The sequence below is a fragment of the Agrobacterium sp. SOY23 genome (assembly GCF_027212525.1).
Taxonomy (GTDB): domain Bacteria; phylum Pseudomonadota; class Alphaproteobacteria; order Rhizobiales; family Rhizobiaceae; genus Agrobacterium; species Agrobacterium tumefaciens_I.
In genome coordinates this window covers 267,695-285,346 of sequence record NZ_JAPWDT010000002.1, presented here as the reverse complement: position 1 = coordinate 285,346, position 17,652 = coordinate 267,695, and the positions used below count along the sequence as shown (strand labels likewise).

Here is a 17,652-nt window from a genome sequence, read left to right as displayed (position 1 = left end):
TCAGGCTCCTGTCCCAATCAGTGTCGGCTCCTCACTCTAACTCCCTGCCACCTCGGCAAACAAGCTGTTTGGACCCGTTGCGGTGATTCGTACATTAACAATGTCACCGATTTTCAACGTCTTTGCATCAAGATTCACGGATTGCAGCCATGGAGAGCGACCTATCAACTGCTCAGGCATGCGGCCGGGCTTTTCCAGCAACACATCCATGGTTTTTCCGACCAGTGATTCCGCAAATTCCTTCTGCTGCCGCAGCAACAGGGCCTGCAATCGTTCCAATCGCTCGGCCTTTACATCTTCCTCCACCTGATCGGTCAGGTCGGCGCCCGGCGTGCCGGGGCGGGTGGAATATTTGAAGGAAAAGGCCTGCGCGTATTTCACCGTCTCGACCATCGCCATCGTATCTTCGAAATCGCGATCTGTCTCACCGGGGAAGCCGACAATAAAATCCCCCGACATGGCAATATCAGGGCGGGCGCTGCGGATTTTTTCAATGAGCTGGATATATTCCTCACCCGTATGGCGACGGTTCATCGCTTTCAGAATACGATCCGAGCCGGACTGCACCGGCAGGTGCAGATAGGGCATCAGGATGCGCAGATCACGATGGGCGCCGATCAGGCGATCATCCATGTCACGCGGGTGGCTGGTGGTGTAGCGAAGCCGGGCGAGACCCGGAATTTCGGCAAGCCGATAAAGCAGTTCGGCAAGGCCCCATTTTTCGCCCTTCGGGCCTTCGCCCTGCCAGGCATTGACGTTCTGGCCAAGCAGCGTGATCTCGCGCACGCCGGCATCCACCAATTTCATCGCTTCATCGACGATCTGGCGCACGGGGCGCGACACTTCAGAACCGCGCGTATAGGGCACGACACAGAAGGTGCAGAACTTGTCGCAGCCCTCCTGCACCGTCAGGAACGCGGTGACGCCGCGTGTCCGCAATGTGGATTTCTCCGCGACCGGCAGGTGCTCGAACTTGTCCTCGACCGCATATTCGGTCTCGATGACGCGCTCACCGCCGCGCACGCGCTTCAGCGCATCCGGCAGGCGGTGATAGGTCTGCGGGCCGATGACGACATCGACGGCAGGAGCACGGCGCAGGATTTCCTCGCCTTCCGCCTGCGCCACACAGCCGGCAACGCCGATCATGAATTCACGGCCCTGCTCTTCGCGCGACTTTTTCATGTCACGCAGGCGGCCGAGCGCGGAATAAACCTTCTCCGCTGCCTTTTCGCGGATGTGACAGGTGTTCAAGAGAACCAGATCCGCCTCGCCCATGTCCTCAGTCTGAACGTAACCATCCTTCGCCAGCGCATCGCTCATGCGGACGGAATCGTAAACGTTCATCTGACAGCCGTAGGTCTTGATAAAAACCTTGCGGCTGTTTGCGCCCTCACGGGCGATCACGGGTGGGGCGTCGAGGCCAAGCGTTTCCTGGGTCATGGCGGCTATCTAGTGTTTTTCACCGCCAGATTAAACAGAAAAATGCCGGAAAAGCGAGGATGCCAGAGCAACGGAGTAATTCCGTTGCTCTTGAGTTTAGCTTACGCATCGGATTTCCCGAAAACCGCGCACACTTTTCGGTCCGATGCTCTATTTCCGCCAGCCGCCGCGCAGGCTGAAGGCCAGCATCGAGCGTATGGCAGCGGCAATATCGGTCGCGAGGCGTTTGCGGTTATCGGCGCTGTGAAACGGAACGCTTTCGCCAAACGTGACGTCGACGTCGATGGCGCCCGCCTTGATGACGCCCAGCAGATGCGGCACCAGCGTGATGCTGCCCGGCCAAGCGGCAATGATCCGGTGGTAACGCCCCATCGCCATGCCCTGCACCCGCGTATAGGCGACGGCGACCGGCTGCACGTAAACCAGCTTGCCCGGAACCTGCTCAGCGGCGGTGGAGGCGGCACCGAACAGGGAGGATTTGACGGCCAGCATGCGGTTGCCGTCCGAAGTGGTGCCTTCCGGGAAAAGGACGACGATCTCGCCGTCGGCCATGCGGCTGGCGATTTCGCTTACCTGCGCGCCCGTGCTGCGCTTCTGTTCGCGCTGAACGAAGATGCTTTTCTGCAGCCGGGCGAGCCAGCCGAAAACCGGCCAGTCGCGCACCTCGGTCTTGGCGATGAACACCACGTCGGCAATGCTGCCCAAAACGAGGATATCTTTCCACGAGGCGTGGTTGACCGCCAGCATCAGCGGTTTTGCCCGCTCCACATCCCCATGCACATGCACGCGGATGCCGAGAACGTGACAGGCGATACGATGCCAGATGCGCGGAATGCGGCGGCGCAGCCGCCAGTCGAAGGCGAGACCCAGGAGTTGCAGCGGCAGCAATATGAGCGTCACGATCAGAAGAACGATCGCAATATAGGCTGTCCGGAGCCACATCATGGGAGAAACACCCGCTTGTTCACCGGTGTCTCAGCGCTCGTCGGGTTTCAACGGCACGCCGTAAAGTTCCAGCCGGTGATCCACGAGCTTGAAGCCATGTTCGCGGGCGATCTTTTCCTGAAGCGCCTCGATCTCGGCCGAATGGAACTCGATGACCACGCCGTTCTTCAGATCGATCAGGTGATCGTGATGTTCCTCGGGCACGGTCTCATACCGCGAGCGGCCATCGCGAAAATCGTGCCGTTCGATGATACCGGCGTCCTCGAACAGCTTCACCGTCCTGTAGACGGTGGAAATCGAGATGCGCGGATCCACGACGGAGGAACGGCGATAAAGCTCCTCGACATCGGGATGATCGGCTGATTCCTGAAGGACGCGGGCGATGACACGGCGTTGGTCGGTCATCCGCATGCCGCGCTCGGCACAAAGCTCCTCCAGCGTTTTCGAAAGGTCTGTCACGTCTTCTGGCCTTTTGAGAATTCCGGTTTGCGGCTTTCGCCGAAAAAATGCCTATCGCAGGGAACTAGCGAAGATCGCGGCGCATGACAAGCGCCGTCGACTTGGTTCCATCCTTGGCGGTGTAATAGGCCTTGCGCTCCGCAACCGTCTTGAAGCCGAGCTTCCTGTAAAGTCCCAGCGCAGAGGCGTTGTTATTGTCCACCTCGAGGAACATGGTTTCGGCGCCGCGCATCATCGCCTCGCGAATGGCCGACTGCATCAGGCGCCAGCCGAGACCGGCGCGTGAGAATTTGTCGGCCACGGCAACGGTGAGGATTTCCGCTTCGCCGGCCACTTCCCGCGCCAGCACGAAACCGCCGAGCGGCTTGCTGAAAAATGCGTTGGTCTGGCGGGCGACGGCACCAAAAACCGCCCCTTGAGTGAGCAGGCCCGAAAACTCCCCGTCATTCCACGGGCGTGGAAAGCGCAAGGCATGCAAGTCCGCCACCGCGGCGCAATCTTCATGCTGCATCGGAACGATCTCGAAATAGGGTTTCCAGCTCAGGTAATCGTCAAACATCGCAGGTATCGGGTATCGCAAATATCAGGCATCACGGGAATCAGTGGCAGGCACTCATGCCTGCCGTATCAGGCAACGTCCTGGCGTGCCAGCGCAAAACCGGTCTGTGGCCGGGCATCCGGTCCGCGCAGATAAAGCGGCGCCGGTTTGGGCTGGCCTGCCGGCTTGCGCACACCAGCGCGGGCGACGGAGGCAATCGGGAAATGATCCGGCCCGGACCCGCTCTCCTCTCCGGCAAACAGCGGCGCGGCGGAACCGATGATGGCACCATTAAAACCGGAAAGAACACCTTTGGCATCATCCAGAGACAGAAGCGCCGCCTCGTTGAGCGGCGATCCATCCGCACCGAATGTCTGGAGATAGGTTTCGCCACGTTTGGCATCGAGCCCCACGGCCACCCGCCGATCGGGATTTTCGAGCAAATAATGCAAGGCGAGCGTCTCGAGCGTGGTAACGCCGACGGCCTCGACGCCGAGTGACAGGGCAAAACCGCGCGCAGCGGCAACACCGACCCGAATGCCCGTGAAGGACCCCGGACCGATGGTCACTGCGATGCGCTCGACCTTCTGGAGCGGCAATTGTGCCTGCTGCAGCGCACCGTCGATCACGGCCATCAGCCTTTCGGCATGGCCCTTGCCGATCGTTTCGCAGACCTCGCCGAGCACCCTGTCAGAGGCGCGGTCATAAATGCAGGCGGAGCAATCTACGCCTGACGTGTCGAGTGCGAGAACAATCATGGCCTGACTTACAGCATCAAACCGCTTCGACTTCGCGCACTTCCGGCACGAAATGGCGAAGCAGGTTCTGGACGCCGTGCTTTAGCGTGGCGGTGGAAGACGGGCAACCCGAGCAGGCGCCCTTCATGTTCAGGAACACGGTGCCATCACGAAAACCGCGGAAGGTGATATCGCCGCCATCCTGCGCCACGGCCGGGCGGACGCGGGTTTCCAGCAATTCCTTGATAGTGGCGACGATGGTTTCGTCCCCCTCTTCGAAGAATTCGCCTTCTTCGTCCGAGACTTCCGCGGCAATCGCGGTTCCCATGATCGGCCGGCCGGACATGAAGTGTTCCATGATCGAACCGAGGATGGCAGGCTTCAGATGCTGCCATTCCGCATCATCCTTGGTGACGGTGATGAAATCGAAACCGAAATAAACCCCGGTGACACCCGGAATCGTGAAGAGGCGTTCTGCCAAGGGCGAAGCCTGCGCCTGCGAAGCATTGAGGAACTCCGCTGTGCCGCTTTCCAGCACCACCTTGCCCGGCAGGAACTTCAGCGTGGCGGGGTTGGGCGTGGCTTCCGTCTGAATGAACATCGTCGTCTCCTTCGAGGTCGCGGTTCACGCCCCGTAATTTAGAATTCTTCCAAAAGTACGCCCGGCGAAGCTTCACTTCAAGCCCTGACATGATAATTACATTCAAGAAATCGTCAGCCCTCAGATCCTGTCCGAAACCGGATCAGCAGAGCGCGTCGATTTCCTCGTCCGACAGCGTATCCGGCAAGACGGTGACCGGGATCGGGAAGGCCGCACCGCGTCCGGCGATGGAGGAGACCAGCGGCCCTGGCCCTTCTTTCGTCGATCCGGCCGCCAGCACGAGAATGGCGATATCGCGGTCTTCTTCGATCAACCCATGAATCTGCTCAGTGGCGCTGCCTTCGCGAATGACTGCTTCCGGCTCGATTCCGATTGTTTCACGTACCTTCTGGGCGATCTTGGCGAGCGTGGCTTCCGCCTCCTCACGCGCCTCGGCCCGCATGATCTGCTCTACACCCAGCCATTGCTGGAAATCCCCTTCCGGGATCATGTAAAGCAGCACCAGTCCGCCATTGGAATTCTTGGCGCGACGACCGGCATAGTGCACGGCCCTTTCGCATTCCGGTGTGTCATCGATAACAGCGAGAAACTTGCGGCGATGTCCTTCCAGACGCGACAGCCGTTTTGAAACCATTCCGCACTCCCTCAATCCGCCGTGATCCGAAAAACCGCCCGACGGTTCGGGCGGAGATTATATCAAATCACAGCAGGCGCAAACCGCCCGCCGCATTCGCGTGGCAGCGACCTGTCAGCGCAGGAAGCCGATGATATCGCGCACCTCGTTCATCGTCTTTTCGGCAATGGCGCGCGCCCGCTCGCCACCCTGCTTGAGGATGGCATCGATGTGGGTCGGGTCATCGAGAAGACGGCGCATCTCGTTGTTGACCGGCGCCAGCACATTGACGGCAAGCTCGACCAGGGCGGGCTTGAAGGTGGAGAACTGCTGGCCGCCGAATTCCGAAAGAACGTCAGCCTTGGTCCTGTCGGAGAGGGCGGCATAGATGCCGACGAGGTTTTCCGCCTCGGGACGGCCCTTCAGGCCTTCCACTTCGCTCGGCAGCGCGTCCGGATCGGTCTTCGCCTTCTTGATCTTCTTCGAGATCGCGTCGACATCATCCATCAGGTTGATGCGCGACAGATCGGAAGGATCGGACTTCGACATCTTCTTGGTGCCATCCTTCAGCGACATGACGCGCGGGGCCGGACCACCGATCAGCGGCTCCACCATCGGGAAATAGGCGTGCACCGGCTCATCGCCCACCGTGATGTCGAGCCCGAGACCAGCCTTGCGGATATGATCGCCGAAATCGATGTTGAATTTCTGGGCGATATCGCGGGCGAGTTCGAGGTGCTGCTTCTGGTCGTCGCCCACGGGAACGTGGGTGGCGCGGTAAACAAGGATGTCGGCAGCCATCAGGCTCGGATAGGCAAGCAGGCCGAGCGACACCTGTTCGGCATTCTTGCCGGACTTGTCCTTGAACTGCGTCATGCGCTCCATCCAGCCGATGCGCGCCACGCAGTTGAACACCCATGCCAGTTCCGCATGCTGCGGCACGGCCGACTGGTTGAAGACGATATGCTTCACGGGATCGATGCCGGCGGCGATGAAGGCGGCCGCGATCGAGCGGGTTTGCGCCTTCAGGTCCGTATGAACGAGCTGGGCGGTGATGGCATGCATGTCGACGACGCAATAGATGCAGTCATTCTCTTCCTGCAGTGCCACGAATTTGCGGATCGCGCCGAGATAATTGCCGAGATGCAGATTGCCGGTCGGCTGGACACCCGAGAAAACCAGCGGCTTGAATGCGTTCATTGTCGTCCTCGAAAAGGCTTGTGGAGGGCCCCGCCCCGTGATTGGAATTGCACGCGCGCTTATGCACCCGCAGCCCCTAGCAATCAAGCGGTTTCAGGGCCTGTCAGCCGCGCGGCTGAAGAAGATCCCAGCGATTTCCATAAGGGTCGGCAAAGACCACGACGGAACCGTAAACCTCATGGCGCGGCTCTTCCAGAAAGCGCACGCCGCGCGCAATCATGGTTTCATAGTCGCGGGCAAAATCGTCGGTATGCAGGAAAAATCCGACACGTCCGCCGGTCTGGTTGCCGATAGCAAGCCGTTGCGCTTCGCCATCCGCCTCGGCAAGCAAAAGGGCACCACCCTCCGCGCCTTGCGGCTTGACCACAAGCCACCTTTTGCCATCACCAAGCGGCTGATCGGAGAGGCATTCGAAGCCGAGAACATCGCAATAAAATGCCTTTGCCCGGTCGTAGTCACCCACGACAAGCGTGACCAGTGCGATGCGGCGGTTTGCAGCAAAGGACATCAGCCCGCCTCCGTTTCGGCGGTCTTTTTACCGCGCTTGCGGATGGCTCTCTTGACCATGCCGATATCGGCACCGCCCGAAACGAAAGCCAGCACGAAATAGACCAGCATGGCCGCAAAGACGAGGCCCATGATGGTGCCGGCCCGGACGAAGATGGATGAGGCGGAGGAGAGCTCGAAACTCAGATAGGTCAGCGCATAATGCACAAAAACGGCCATCAAAGCCGCAGCCAGAAGCAACCGCGGAATGCGGGTCAGCAGCGGAATATCCACATGCCAGTGACCGCGCCACAAAAGCATGCCGAACAGCAGGGCGGCATTGACCCAGCCGGCGGTGATTTCAGCGATGGCGATGCCCGGGCCGCCGAGACGCGGAAACAGCGTCAGCGCCAGGGAGACATTCACCACTACGGAAATCGCCGCAAAAATCATCGGTGTGCGGGTGTCCTCGCGGGCGAAAAAGCCCGGAATGAAGGCCTTGATCAGCACGAAAGCCGGCAGACCCAAGCCATAGATACCGAGGATTTGCGCGACGGTGATGGTGGCTGAAGGCGAGAAATTGCCGCGCTCGTAGAGAAAACGCACGATGGGCTCCGCCATGACCAGGAGGGCAGCGGCAGCGGGCAAGGTCAGGAACAATACGAATTCGACCGAGCGATTTTGAAGACTGCCTGCCTCGACCATATGACCGCCGCGCAAAGCCCGCGCCAGTTCCGGCAGAAGCACGGTGGCGACCGCAATACCGACGACGCCGAGAGGCAATTGATAAATCCGGTCCGCATAGGCAAGCGAAGAGATCACGCCCTCGCCGGCAGACGCAATATTGGTGTTGATCAGAAGGTTGATCTGCGTGATGCCGCCAGTGATCGCGGCAGGCAGGGCAAGCACCAGAAGCCGTTGCACGTTCTTGGTCAGCCGCGGCCTGCGGAAACCGATCCGCATGCCGGCATTACGCACGGCGATCCAGACGATCGCGAGCTGCACCAGCCCCGCCGCCATCACACCCCAGGAGAGTGCGTAACCCACCTGAAGGGGGTCGTAATTCTTCCACCAGGCAAGCGCGAGCACGCCGATGAGGATGATGTTTAAGAAAACCGGCGCAATCGCCGCCGCGAAATAACGGTGCAGCGAATTCAGCATGCCGCCCATCATCGCCGCCAGCGACATGCAGGCGAGATAGGGGAACATGATGGTGGCGAGATGGATGGTGTTTTCGAACTTCACCGGATCATCGACGAAGCCCGGCGCGATGATCGTGCGAACGATGAAGGGCATCGACAGCTCCATCACGATCGTCAGCGCCAGAAGCACGGTGAAGAGAACGCCGAAGACTTCCTCGGAAAAACGTCTCGCACCCTCCATACCGTTCGCCTCTATCTCCTTGGCGAAAAGCGGCACGAAGGCCGAGTTGAAGGCGCCTTCGGCAAAGAGCCGCCGGAAGGTATTGGGGAAACGGAACGCGGCGTTGAAGGCATCGGCCACCGGGCCGGTACCGACGGCGGCGGCCATCAGGGTTTCGCGCAGAAAACCGAAAATGCGGCTGCCGAGCGTGGCGGTGCCGACGGTGGCGAACTTGCCGATCAGACTCATGGGCGCTTCAAGCCTTTGCCGTGCGGGCGGCCGGCAGGGCCGCCACGTCTGGGTGGGCGATGATGCCGTTCGGCATGCGGTCGCGCAATTCATCTTCCTGCTCGCTCATCACCGCCTTCAGGCGCGTGGCGATGCTGGCCTGCCGGTTGTCATTCGTCACCTTCTGCCCGAAGAGGTCCGTGACATAGAAGGTGTCGATGACCTTTTCGCCGAAGGTGGTGATGCGGGCGGAGTGAATATCGAGCGACAGGTCGGCAATGACCGCCGTCATATCCGCCAGAAGCCCCGGCCGGTCGAGGCATTCGACCTCGATGACGGTGAACTTGTTCGACAGACCATTCGAGATGGTGACGGAAGGCGGAATGGTGAAGGCGCTCTTTTTCTTCCGGCTCTTGGTGCGCGTGGCGATCATTTCCGGCAGGCGCTGGCGGCCCGACAGGACCTCTTCAATGAGCTTGCCGACATTGTTGCCGCGTCGCATCTCGTCTTCGTCGATCGGGAATTCGCGGTTGATGAGGATCGTATCGAGCGCCCGCCCGTCGGAGGTGGTGAAAATCTGCGCATCGGCAATGTTTGCGCCAGCCGCCGCACAGGCGCCGGTGATGATAGACAGCAGGCGCGGATGGTCCGGCGCCAATACCGTGATTTCGGTGATGGCGTGGAAAGAATGGGTGCGCACCATGGTCGACAGTGCTTTTTCCTGCTTGTCCGCCTCGCGGATGAAGCGGGTGTGGCGCACCTGATCCTCCAGCGCCACCGTCAGCAGATAGGGCTCGTAGTGCAGCTTGGTATATTTGCGCCGCGCCTTCTGGCCCCAGTCATCAAGAGCATCGTAGAGCGCCTGCCGGGCGATCTGCGCACGTTCCTTGCGGGAGACTTCCGAGAAGCCGCCGGAGAGCAGCAACTCGGTCTCGTAATAAAGCGAACGCAGCAACTGCCCCTTCCAACCGTTCCACACGCCGGGACCAACGGCGCGGATATCGCAGACCGTCAGGATGAGCAGCATCTTCAGCCGCTCCATGGACTGCACCTTGTCGGCGAAGTCGGTGATGGTCTTGCGGTCGTGCAGGTCGCGCGTCTGGGCGACCATGGACATCAGCAGGTGCTGCTCAATCAGCCAGACGACCGTTTCGGTCTGCTTGCCGGTCAGGCGGAAACGCTGGCAAAGCTTGCGCGCGACGCGCGCGCCGGCAATCGAATGATCCTCCTGCCGGCCCTTCGCCACATCGTGCAGAAGCACGGCGACATAAAGCGCCTCGCGTTCCTCGACGCTGGGCATCAGCTGATTGGCGAGCGGATGGGCATCGACAGCCGTTCCCTTGTCCACTTCCGACAGAACGCCAACAGAACGGATCAGGTGTTCATCCACCGTATAGTGATGATACATGTTGAACTGCATCATCGCGACGATCTTGCCGAATTCGGGGATGAACTTGCCCAGCACGCCGGCTTCATTCATGCGCCTCAGCGTCAGCGCCGGATCACGCCGGGAGGTGAGGATCGACAGGAAAAGCCGGTTTGCTTCCTCATTTTCCCGAAGCTCGTCATTGATGAGCGACAGCGAGCGGGTGACGACGCGCAGCGCATCCGGATGCAGTTCGAGATTGTTGATATCGGCGATGTGGAAGAGCCGGATCAGATTGACCGGGTCGTTCTTGAAGACATCGGGTTTGGCGAGCGCAATGCGTCCCCGATCCTCGACGAATTCCACAGAGCCCGGAATCTTGCGAACACGGTGGGCGAAGCGGCTCAGGACACCGGAAAGGCCCGGCACATCCTTCGCCTGACGGTCCTCAAGTGCCGCGCAGACGATGCGCGTCAGATCACCGACGTCCTTCGCCACGAGGAAATAGTGCTTCATGAAACGTTCGACGGCGGAGAGGCCCGGGCGCGGCTGATAGTTCAGCGCATCGGCGATTTCACGCTGAATATCGAAGGAAAGGCGTTCTTCGGCCTTGCCGGTGATGAAATGCATCTGGCAGCGTACAGCCCAGAGAAAATCATCGGCCTTCTCGAACAGCTTCAGTTCCGATCTCGACAAAACGCCGAGCTTGACCAGATCGGCCGTGTCGCGAACGTGGTAATAATATTTGGCAATCCAGAACAGCGTGTGCAGGTCGCGCAACCCGCCCTTGCCTTCCTTGACATTCGGCTCCACCAGATAACGCGTATCGCCCGCCTTGCGGTGGCGCTGGTCGCGCTCGGCGAGCTTGGCGGCGATGAATTCCGGGCCGGTGCCGGTGACGACTTCCGACTCGAAGCGCTTTTCGAGGTCGTCAGTCAGGGATTTTTTGCCGCAGATCGCCCGCACTTCCAGAATGGCGGTGCGGATCGTCATATCGGATTTGGAGAGGCGGATAGATTCATCCACCGTGCGGGTGGCATGGCCAACCTTGAAGCCGAGGTCCCAGAGCAGATAAAGCACGAACTCCACGGCCTTGTGCATGTCAGGCGTGTTCTTGGCCGGCAGCAGGAACAGGAGGTCGATATCCGATCCCGGCGCCAGCGTGCCGCGACCGTACCCGCCGACAGCTGCAACCGCGATCTGGGTCGCATCCTTCGGATAGACATATTGGCAGGTGAGATCATAAAGCGTCTCGATCAGACGGTCCTGAAGCCAGGAGATGCGCCGGGCGCAATCAATGCCGCTGCCATCGGTTTTCAGCAGTTCCCGCGCCTTTTCCCGGCCTTCCGTGCTGGCCTTGCGGAAGAGCGGCAGCAGGTCGGACCTGATATCGGTGATGCGCTTGCCGTCTTCCTTGAAGATGACGTCGCAGTCGCGCTTCAGCGCCGAGACATCGAGAATGTCGGAAAAATCCAGGTCCTTGATGGCCATCTATGCCGGTATCCATGTCCTGTGGGAGACCCCACCGCTTGCGATGGGAGTGTCCTATAGCGAGTTTTAAAGGCGATGGACAGGCACTCTATCCCTTCAAGCCTTGCCAAGTTCTTTCTTCAAGGCATAGAGCGCGTCCAATGCCTCACGCGGCGTCATTTCGTCCGGGTTGAAGCTCTTCAAAGCCTCCTCCACCTTCGATGGCCTGGCCTTGCGGGTTTCCTCGCGGCGCACGGCAATCTGGAACAGCGGCAGATCGTCGATCAGCTGGCTGGCCGGGTTCTTGCGGTCGGCATCTTCGAGCTTCGTCAGTACCTCACGGGCACGCTCCACCACTGATGCCGGCAGTCCGGCAAGCCGTGCGACTTGAATACCGTAAGAACGGTCCGCAGCGCCCGGTCCAACTTCGTGCAGGAAGATGACATCGCCTTCCCATTCCTTCACCCGCATCGTGGCATTGGAAAGGCGGCCGAGTTTTTCCGACAAGACCGTCAGCTCATGGAAATGGGTGGCGAAGAGGCCCCTGCAACGATTGACCTCGTGCAGATGTTCCACCGCCGCCCAGGCGATCGAAAGCCCGTCGAAAGTCGCAGTCCCACGCCCGATCTCGTCCAGAATGACCAGCGAGCGATCCGTCGCCTGATTGAGAATGGCGGCGGTTTCCACCATTTCCACCATGAAGGTCGAGCGGCCGCGCGCCAGATCGTCGGAGGCGCCGACACGGGAAAACAGCCGGTCAACGACACCGATATGGGCGGCTTCCGCCGGAACGAAGGAGCCAATCTGCGCGAGAATGGCGATCAGCGCATTCTGGCGCAGGAAGGTCGATTTACCGCCCATGTTGGGACCGGTGAGCAGCCAGATCGCACCGTTCTTGCCACCATCGCTTGCCGACAGATCGCAATTATTGGCGATGAACGGCCCGGCGGATTGCCGCCGCAGCGCCTGCTCCACCACCGGATGGCGTCCGCCTGTGATCGCGAAGGTCATGGAGGCATCGACGATCGGGCGGCAATAGGCCTGTTCGGTGGCGAGATAAGCAAGGCTCGAGGCGACATCGATCACCGCAAGCGCCAGCGCGCCGGCCTTGATCGCCTCCGCCTGCTGCACCACGGCCTTGACCATACGCTCGAAGGCCTCCAGCTCCATGGTCAGAGCCTCAGCCGCGGCATTGGCGATGCGGCTTTCGAGATCGGCAAGCTCGGTGGTGGTGAAGCGCATGGCGCCCGCCATGGTCTGACGGTGGATGAAACGCGCCTTGGCCTCATCCGTTGCCATCATCACATCCGCATTGCCCGCCGTCACCTCGATGAAATAGCCCAGCACGTTGTTGTGCTTGATCTTGAGCGATTTGATGCCGGTCTCATCGGCATATTGCAGCTGCAGCCCGGCGATCACCCGGCGAGACTGGTCGCGCAGCGCCCGCACCTCGTCGAGTTCGGGATTGGCACCCTCGCGCAGGAAACCGCCGTCGCGTTTCAGAAGCGGCAGATCGTCGGCCAGCATCGAGCCGAGCATGGCTTCCAGCCCGCTAGGCAGGGCTTTCAAATCCGAAAGCGCCGCCGCCAGTTCCTCCGGCAGCAGCCCGCCATCGAGAATGATCGCAATTTTTTCGGCCGAAACCAACCCCTGCCGGATGGCACCAAGATCGCGCGGCCCGCCGCGCTCCAGCGCGAGACGCGAAAGCGCACGCGGCATATCGGCGACATGTTTCAGCGCATCGCGCAGGCCATCGCAGAGGGCGACGTCATCGATGAGATAGGCCACGGCATCGAGGCGGGCATTGACCTTTTCGGGATCGGTCAAGGGCGACATCAGCCGCTCGGCCAGAAGCCGCGCGCCACCGCCCGTGACCGTGCGGTTAAGCGCGTGCAGCAGCGATCCATCCCTTTCGCCCGACAGCGTCTTTACCAGCTCCAGATTGGCGCGGGTGGCGGGATCTATGAAAAGCGTGGAGGCCGCACTTTCCCGCTCCGGCGCGCCGAGCGGCGGGCGTTCGGCAATCTGGGTCTTTTCGACATAGGCCACGGCCGCCGCGGCAGCGGCCATTTCCACCCGCGAAAACGTGCCAAAACCATCCAGCGTCGAGACGTTGAAGTAACGGGCAATACGTCCTTCCGCCGTGGCGCTGTCAAAAAGAATGGCCGGTTGCGGCACCGCGACGCGGCCCAGCACATCGAAAACCGGCCGCAATTCCTCGTCGTGGAACAGGCTGTCTGCAACGATCAGCTCACGCGGATCGATGCGCCAGATATCGGCGAGAAGCCGCGTCAGCGTGGTTTCCGCCAGACGGAAGACGCCGGTGGAAATATCGATCCAGGCAAGCGCGAACTGCGCCTCGGCGCTGCCGCGAATACGGGCAAGCGCCATCAGATAGTTGGATTCCGTCGGCGACAGCAGCTTTTCTTCGGTCAGCGTGCCGGGCGTGACGAGCCGCACCACATCGCGCTTGACCACGGATTTCGATCCGCGCTTCTTAGCCTCCGCCGGGTCTTCGACCTGCTCGCAGACGGCGACACGATAGCCGCGCAGGATGAGTTTTTGCAGATAATCATCCGCCGCATGAACGGGAACGCCGCACATGGGAATATCGTGCCCCATATGCTGCCCGCGTTTCGTCAGCGTGATACCCAAAGCGCGGGAGGCTTCGACCGCATCGTCAAAGAACAATTCGTAAAAATCGCCCATGCGGTAGAACAGCAGCGAACCGGGATTGTTCGCCTTGATCTCGATATATTGCTCCATCATCGGAGTGGCCGTCGCGCGGCTCTCTTCCGAGATCAGGGAAGCGGTTGTCAGAACGTCCGTCAATGGCCTGCCGATGTCATATCGTGTTGCGGAAAAGGAGCGCCGACACTAGCGGCAATGGCCGCCCCAGCACAACACGCACCGGGCCACTGCCCACAGGAACATCCCGATAGGCCCCGATCAAAATCCGCTCAGCCGTTGATGCGCTCGGCCTCGCCGCCATAATAGCTGATATAGCGGCCGGCGATCGAGGCTACGGGCAGGACCACCAGAACGTCCGTCGTGTTAAAGGCATGGTCCACGACCGCGCCGGAGCCGAACATGGCGCCAAGGCGCATATAACCCTTGATCAGCGGCGGCATGGCGTTCAGCGCCTTGCGGGCGTTGAGCGCCTCGGCTGGCACGAGGTCCATCTCATGGTAGAGTTCGGGCAGAGCGACCGCTTCCCACTCACCCTTTGCAAGGCAATTATGGTGCAGGAAGGAGAGCGCCAGCGCATGTGCTTCCGGCTGGACGCCGGGGAAGGAGGCGCAGCCGATCATGGCGTCCATGCGGTGTTTCGCGGCATAGGCCCAATTGCCCTGCCACAGAAGCTCGACCGTACGCTTGGTGCGATATTCCGGCAGCACGCAGGAACGGCCAAGCTCCATGAAGCGCTTGCCCGGATGGCGCGCGACGAGCCCGGCGATATCGAACTCGCTGGCGGAATAAAAACCATTATTGGCGAGCGCCGTTTCCTGCCGCAGCAGACGGTAGGTGCCGACGATCTGATCTTCGCTGTCGCCTTCGATCGCCTTGTCGAGCACGAGCAGATGATCGCAGACGCTGTCCCACGCGTCGAAGTCGCGCTTGCGGCGCATCGCGTCAGCGGGAAGGCGCGCTTTCATTTCCTCGACGAAAACCCGATAACGCACGGATTGCGCGGCATCGATTTCGCGTTCGGTTCTGGCCAGCCGTGTTTCCAGCGTGCCTATACGACCGAAAAGACCCTCATTGTCCTGAGCGGTCTCGGGACGAGGAGTAATGACGACATTGTTTTCACAAATGTCGTGATTGAGGATTTCGGCAACCATGGGGAATCGCTCCGCCACCAAAGAATTTTCCTGTCATAAATCACTAATTGACGACAGAATAGTGACAAAATGACGCCAGGGCCAGCCCGTCAAGCTATGATGATGAAAGGCGTTTCGCCTCTAGCAGGCGGCGGATTTCCTCAACCAGCCGCCGTGGGTCCGCAGGCTTGGCCAAAACCGCGCCCGCGCCGGCCTTCAGCAAAATTTCGACCGCCTCGTGACCCGTGTCGCCACTGAGCACGATGAGGGGAATATTTCTCTCGCCCTTCAGCGTATTGAGAATATCCGGCAGCACATCGAGCCCTTCGCCACCCGGCATATTCAGATCGGAGACGATGAGAGCAGGCAGACGGGACACACCGGGCGTCAGCGATTGCCGCAAGGCCCCGAACTCTTCGACCGTGCGGACGAGGTAACCGCTTTTTTCCAGAACGGCGCGGATGATGCGCTGATTGACGGCATCGTCTTCGGCCACGAGTATTTCGATACCGCTTGCCCCTTCCGCCACCCGAGACGAAAATCCCACATCCGGGTGATTGTCATTGATGGCATCGCGCCGCTCTATGCCACGCAGGCGGCCGCACAGGACATCGATCAGGGATTTTTCGCGCAGCGGCCGGATCAGCCAGGCATCGAAGGACACATGCATGGTCGAAGCCCGCTCTTCGGGGCTGACCAGCAGCGTGCGGCGGACATTCTGTTGCGGCCAATCCTTCAGAGCGTCCCTGAACAGGTGCGAAACGCGCCGGTCGACGATGATATCGGTAAGATCGGCGACCCAGCCCGCCGGTCCGGCTTTCAGCCTTTCCAGATCCTCGGCCTGGTGGATGAGAACACATTTGCCGCCAAAAGCCTTGATTGCCTCCATCGTCACCGCCGCCGCCACGCCCTCTGGCGCGATAAGCAGGACATTCGTATGTTGCAGGCAATGCCTGCGGCCCGGATCCGCCATCGCGGCAGGTGCGCCACCCGGACGGAATGCCAGCTTGAAAATGCTGCCCTTGCCCTTCCGACTCGAAACCGCGAGGCTGCCGCCGAATTCCCGCACGATACGGGCGGAAATGGCAAGGCCAAGACCCGTGCCCGCGCTTCGCTGCGACAGCGGGCCGGCCTGCTCGAATTCCCCGAAGATACGGGCCTGCTCCACCGGGCTCATGCCGGGGCCAGTATCTTCGACGGTGATCTGCAACTCGCCGTCAGCCATGCGAGCCCGGATGACGACCCCGCCTTCACGCGTGAATTTGACGGCGTTGCCGATGAGATTGAACAGGACCTGGCGCAACCTTGCCGGATCGAAATCGAGATAATCGGGCACATCCGGCGTGACGAAGGAGGTGATCTCGATGCCTTTTTCATGGGCGCGATGGGCCAGCATCTCGACGATGCTCTCGATCAGCCGCCGCAGGTTTTCCGCGCGCGGATTGAGCCGGAAGCGCCCCGCCTCCATGGTCGAATAATCGAGAAGATCCTCAACCAGCTGCACCAGCGACTGGCCCGACTGTTTCATGCCGTCAAGATAATTGCGCTGTTCCTGGTTGAGCTTCGTCTGCGCCAGAAGATGGTTCATGCCGAGCATGCCCGAAAGCGGCAGGCGGATTTCATGGCTGACCGTGGCGAGCAACCTCGCCTTTTCGGCATCCGCCTTTTCGGCGCGCAGACGGGCATCCTCCCGTTCGGCCAGCGCAAGCCGCTCTTCGGTCACGTCTCTCGCAATGCTGCTGATCATAAGCCGGCTGCTTGCGAGATCGCGGGTCACGACATCGTGCCAGGAGAAGATGCGCTGACCGAACGGCGTCGCGATCTCCACGTCATAGGCATGGACCTTGTCGCCCGGGCGGAAAGCAATGCCGATCTCCTCGCAGCTCAGTCCTTCGGGCGCGGCGCAGCCGGTCATTTCACGAAAGACGCGGTTCGCCTCGACGATGCGCCGGTTCATGTCACGGATCACGACGATATCGCCCATGGATTCCTGCATCTCCGCAATCAGCGAGCGGTTTTGCGTTTGCCGCAGCCGGACATCCGAATAATCCGCGGGCAGCGTGCGGGGAAGCGGGAAGGATTTGCCGAAAAGCGCATAAAACAGGACGCCGAGCAGCACGGCGCCAAAAAAGGAAGCGAGCGCAGCGGTGATCGCATAGGGCGCCGCAAGCGCGATCAGGGTCGCGGAGAAGGCCCCCACCGATAGGGAAACAGCGACATAGAGCGCAACCACGCGGACATCATTGGCGTGTTCTTCATCCGCACGGCGCGTTGTCGCGTCGGCGCGGTCTGCCGGCTGCGCCGCGGTGGCGGCCAGGCCATCTGAAACTTTTTGCCGAAGTCTTGCCGGTTCGCTCATACACAACCGCTATCACGGCAGCGGTTT

General features: G+C 60.7%; 14 protein-coding genes. All 14 read right to left on the bottom strand.

Translation table 11 applies throughout. The annotated features are described in order from the left end of the window. Nucleotides 1–36 precede the first annotated feature (36 nt). A complete protein-coding gene (miaB, locus tag O3S81_RS06605) occupies nt 37–1,440 on the bottom strand; it encodes a tRNA (N6-isopentenyl adenosine(37)-C2)-methylthiotransferase MiaB (protein ID WP_269341709.1) in 1,404 nt (467 codons plus the stop codon). A gap of 150 nt (nt 1,441–1,590) precedes the next feature. After that, entirely contained in the window at nt 1,591–2,385 is a 795-nt protein-coding gene (locus O3S81_RS06600; protein WP_269341707.1) for a lysophospholipid acyltransferase family protein, read from the bottom strand. Between the two features lie 30 nt (nt 2,386–2,415). Continuing rightward, the gene (locus O3S81_RS06595; protein ID WP_269341706.1) at nt 2,416–2,844 is read right to left on the bottom strand and encodes a Fur family transcriptional regulator; all 429 of its coding nucleotides are present in this window, start codon (nt 2,842–2,844) and stop codon (nt 2,416–2,418) included. A 64-nt stretch (nt 2,845–2,908) separates the two neighbouring features. Further along, the gene (locus O3S81_RS06590) at nt 2,909–3,403 is read right to left on the bottom strand and encodes a GNAT family N-acetyltransferase (RefSeq protein WP_269341705.1); all 495 of its coding nucleotides are present in this window, start codon (nt 3,401–3,403) and stop codon (nt 2,909–2,911) included. A 68-nt stretch (nt 3,404–3,471) separates the two neighbouring features. After that, nucleotides 3,472–4,140 carry a tRNA (adenosine(37)-N6)-threonylcarbamoyltransferase complex dimerization subunit type 1 TsaB gene (gene tsaB / locus O3S81_RS06585; protein WP_269341704.1) on the bottom strand — a complete coding sequence of 223 codons (669 nt, stop codon included), beginning with the start codon at nt 4,138–4,140 and terminating at the stop codon, nt 3,472–3,474. 16 nt (nt 4,141–4,156) lie between these two features. Further along, nucleotides 4,157–4,720, bottom strand: coding sequence for a NifU family protein (locus O3S81_RS06580; protein WP_269341703.1), 564 nt, complete (start codon nt 4,718–4,720; stop codon nt 4,157–4,159). Between the two features lie 142 nt (nt 4,721–4,862). Next, nucleotides 4,863–5,354: a universal stress protein gene (locus O3S81_RS06575; protein ID WP_003503758.1), complete on the bottom strand. Its 492-nt coding sequence runs from the start codon at nt 5,352–5,354 to the stop codon at nt 4,863–4,865. Nucleotides 5,355–5,468: 114 nt separating this feature from the next. Beyond that, nucleotides 5,469–6,533 (bottom strand): tryptophan--tRNA ligase, encoded by a 1,065-nt coding sequence (gene trpS, locus O3S81_RS06570; protein ID WP_269341700.1) that lies wholly within the window; start codon nt 6,531–6,533, stop codon nt 5,469–5,471. A 103-nt stretch (nt 6,534–6,636) separates the two neighbouring features. Next, nucleotides 6,637–7,041 (bottom strand): VOC family protein, encoded by a 405-nt coding sequence (locus tag O3S81_RS06565; protein WP_269341698.1) that lies wholly within the window; start codon nt 7,039–7,041, stop codon nt 6,637–6,639. Next, the gene (gene murJ / locus O3S81_RS06560) at nt 7,041–8,630 is read right to left on the bottom strand and encodes a murein biosynthesis integral membrane protein MurJ (protein WP_269341696.1); all 1,590 of its coding nucleotides are present in this window, start codon (nt 8,628–8,630) and stop codon (nt 7,041–7,043) included. The genes O3S81_RS06565 and murJ overlap by 1 nt, the downstream gene beginning before the upstream one ends. Nucleotides 8,631–8,637: 7 nt before the next feature. Then, nucleotides 8,638–11,466: a [protein-PII] uridylyltransferase gene (locus tag O3S81_RS06555; RefSeq protein WP_269341694.1), complete on the bottom strand. Its 2,829-nt coding sequence runs from the start codon at nt 11,464–11,466 to the stop codon at nt 8,638–8,640. 96 nt (nt 11,467–11,562) lie between these two features. Continuing rightward, nucleotides 11,563–14,214: a DNA mismatch repair protein MutS gene (gene mutS / locus O3S81_RS06550; RefSeq protein WP_269342417.1), complete on the bottom strand. Its 2,652-nt coding sequence runs from the start codon at nt 14,212–14,214 to the stop codon at nt 11,563–11,565. 191 nt (nt 14,215–14,405) lie between these two features. After that, a complete protein-coding gene (locus O3S81_RS06545; RefSeq protein WP_269342416.1) occupies nt 14,406–15,287 on the bottom strand; it encodes a GNAT family N-acetyltransferase in 882 nt (293 codons plus the stop codon). A gap of 94 nt (nt 15,288–15,381) precedes the next feature. Continuing rightward, the gene (locus O3S81_RS06540) at nt 15,382–17,625 is read right to left on the bottom strand and encodes a hybrid sensor histidine kinase/response regulator (protein WP_269341692.1); all 2,244 of its coding nucleotides are present in this window, start codon (nt 17,623–17,625) and stop codon (nt 15,382–15,384) included. Nucleotides 17,626–17,652 lie beyond the last annotated feature (27 nt).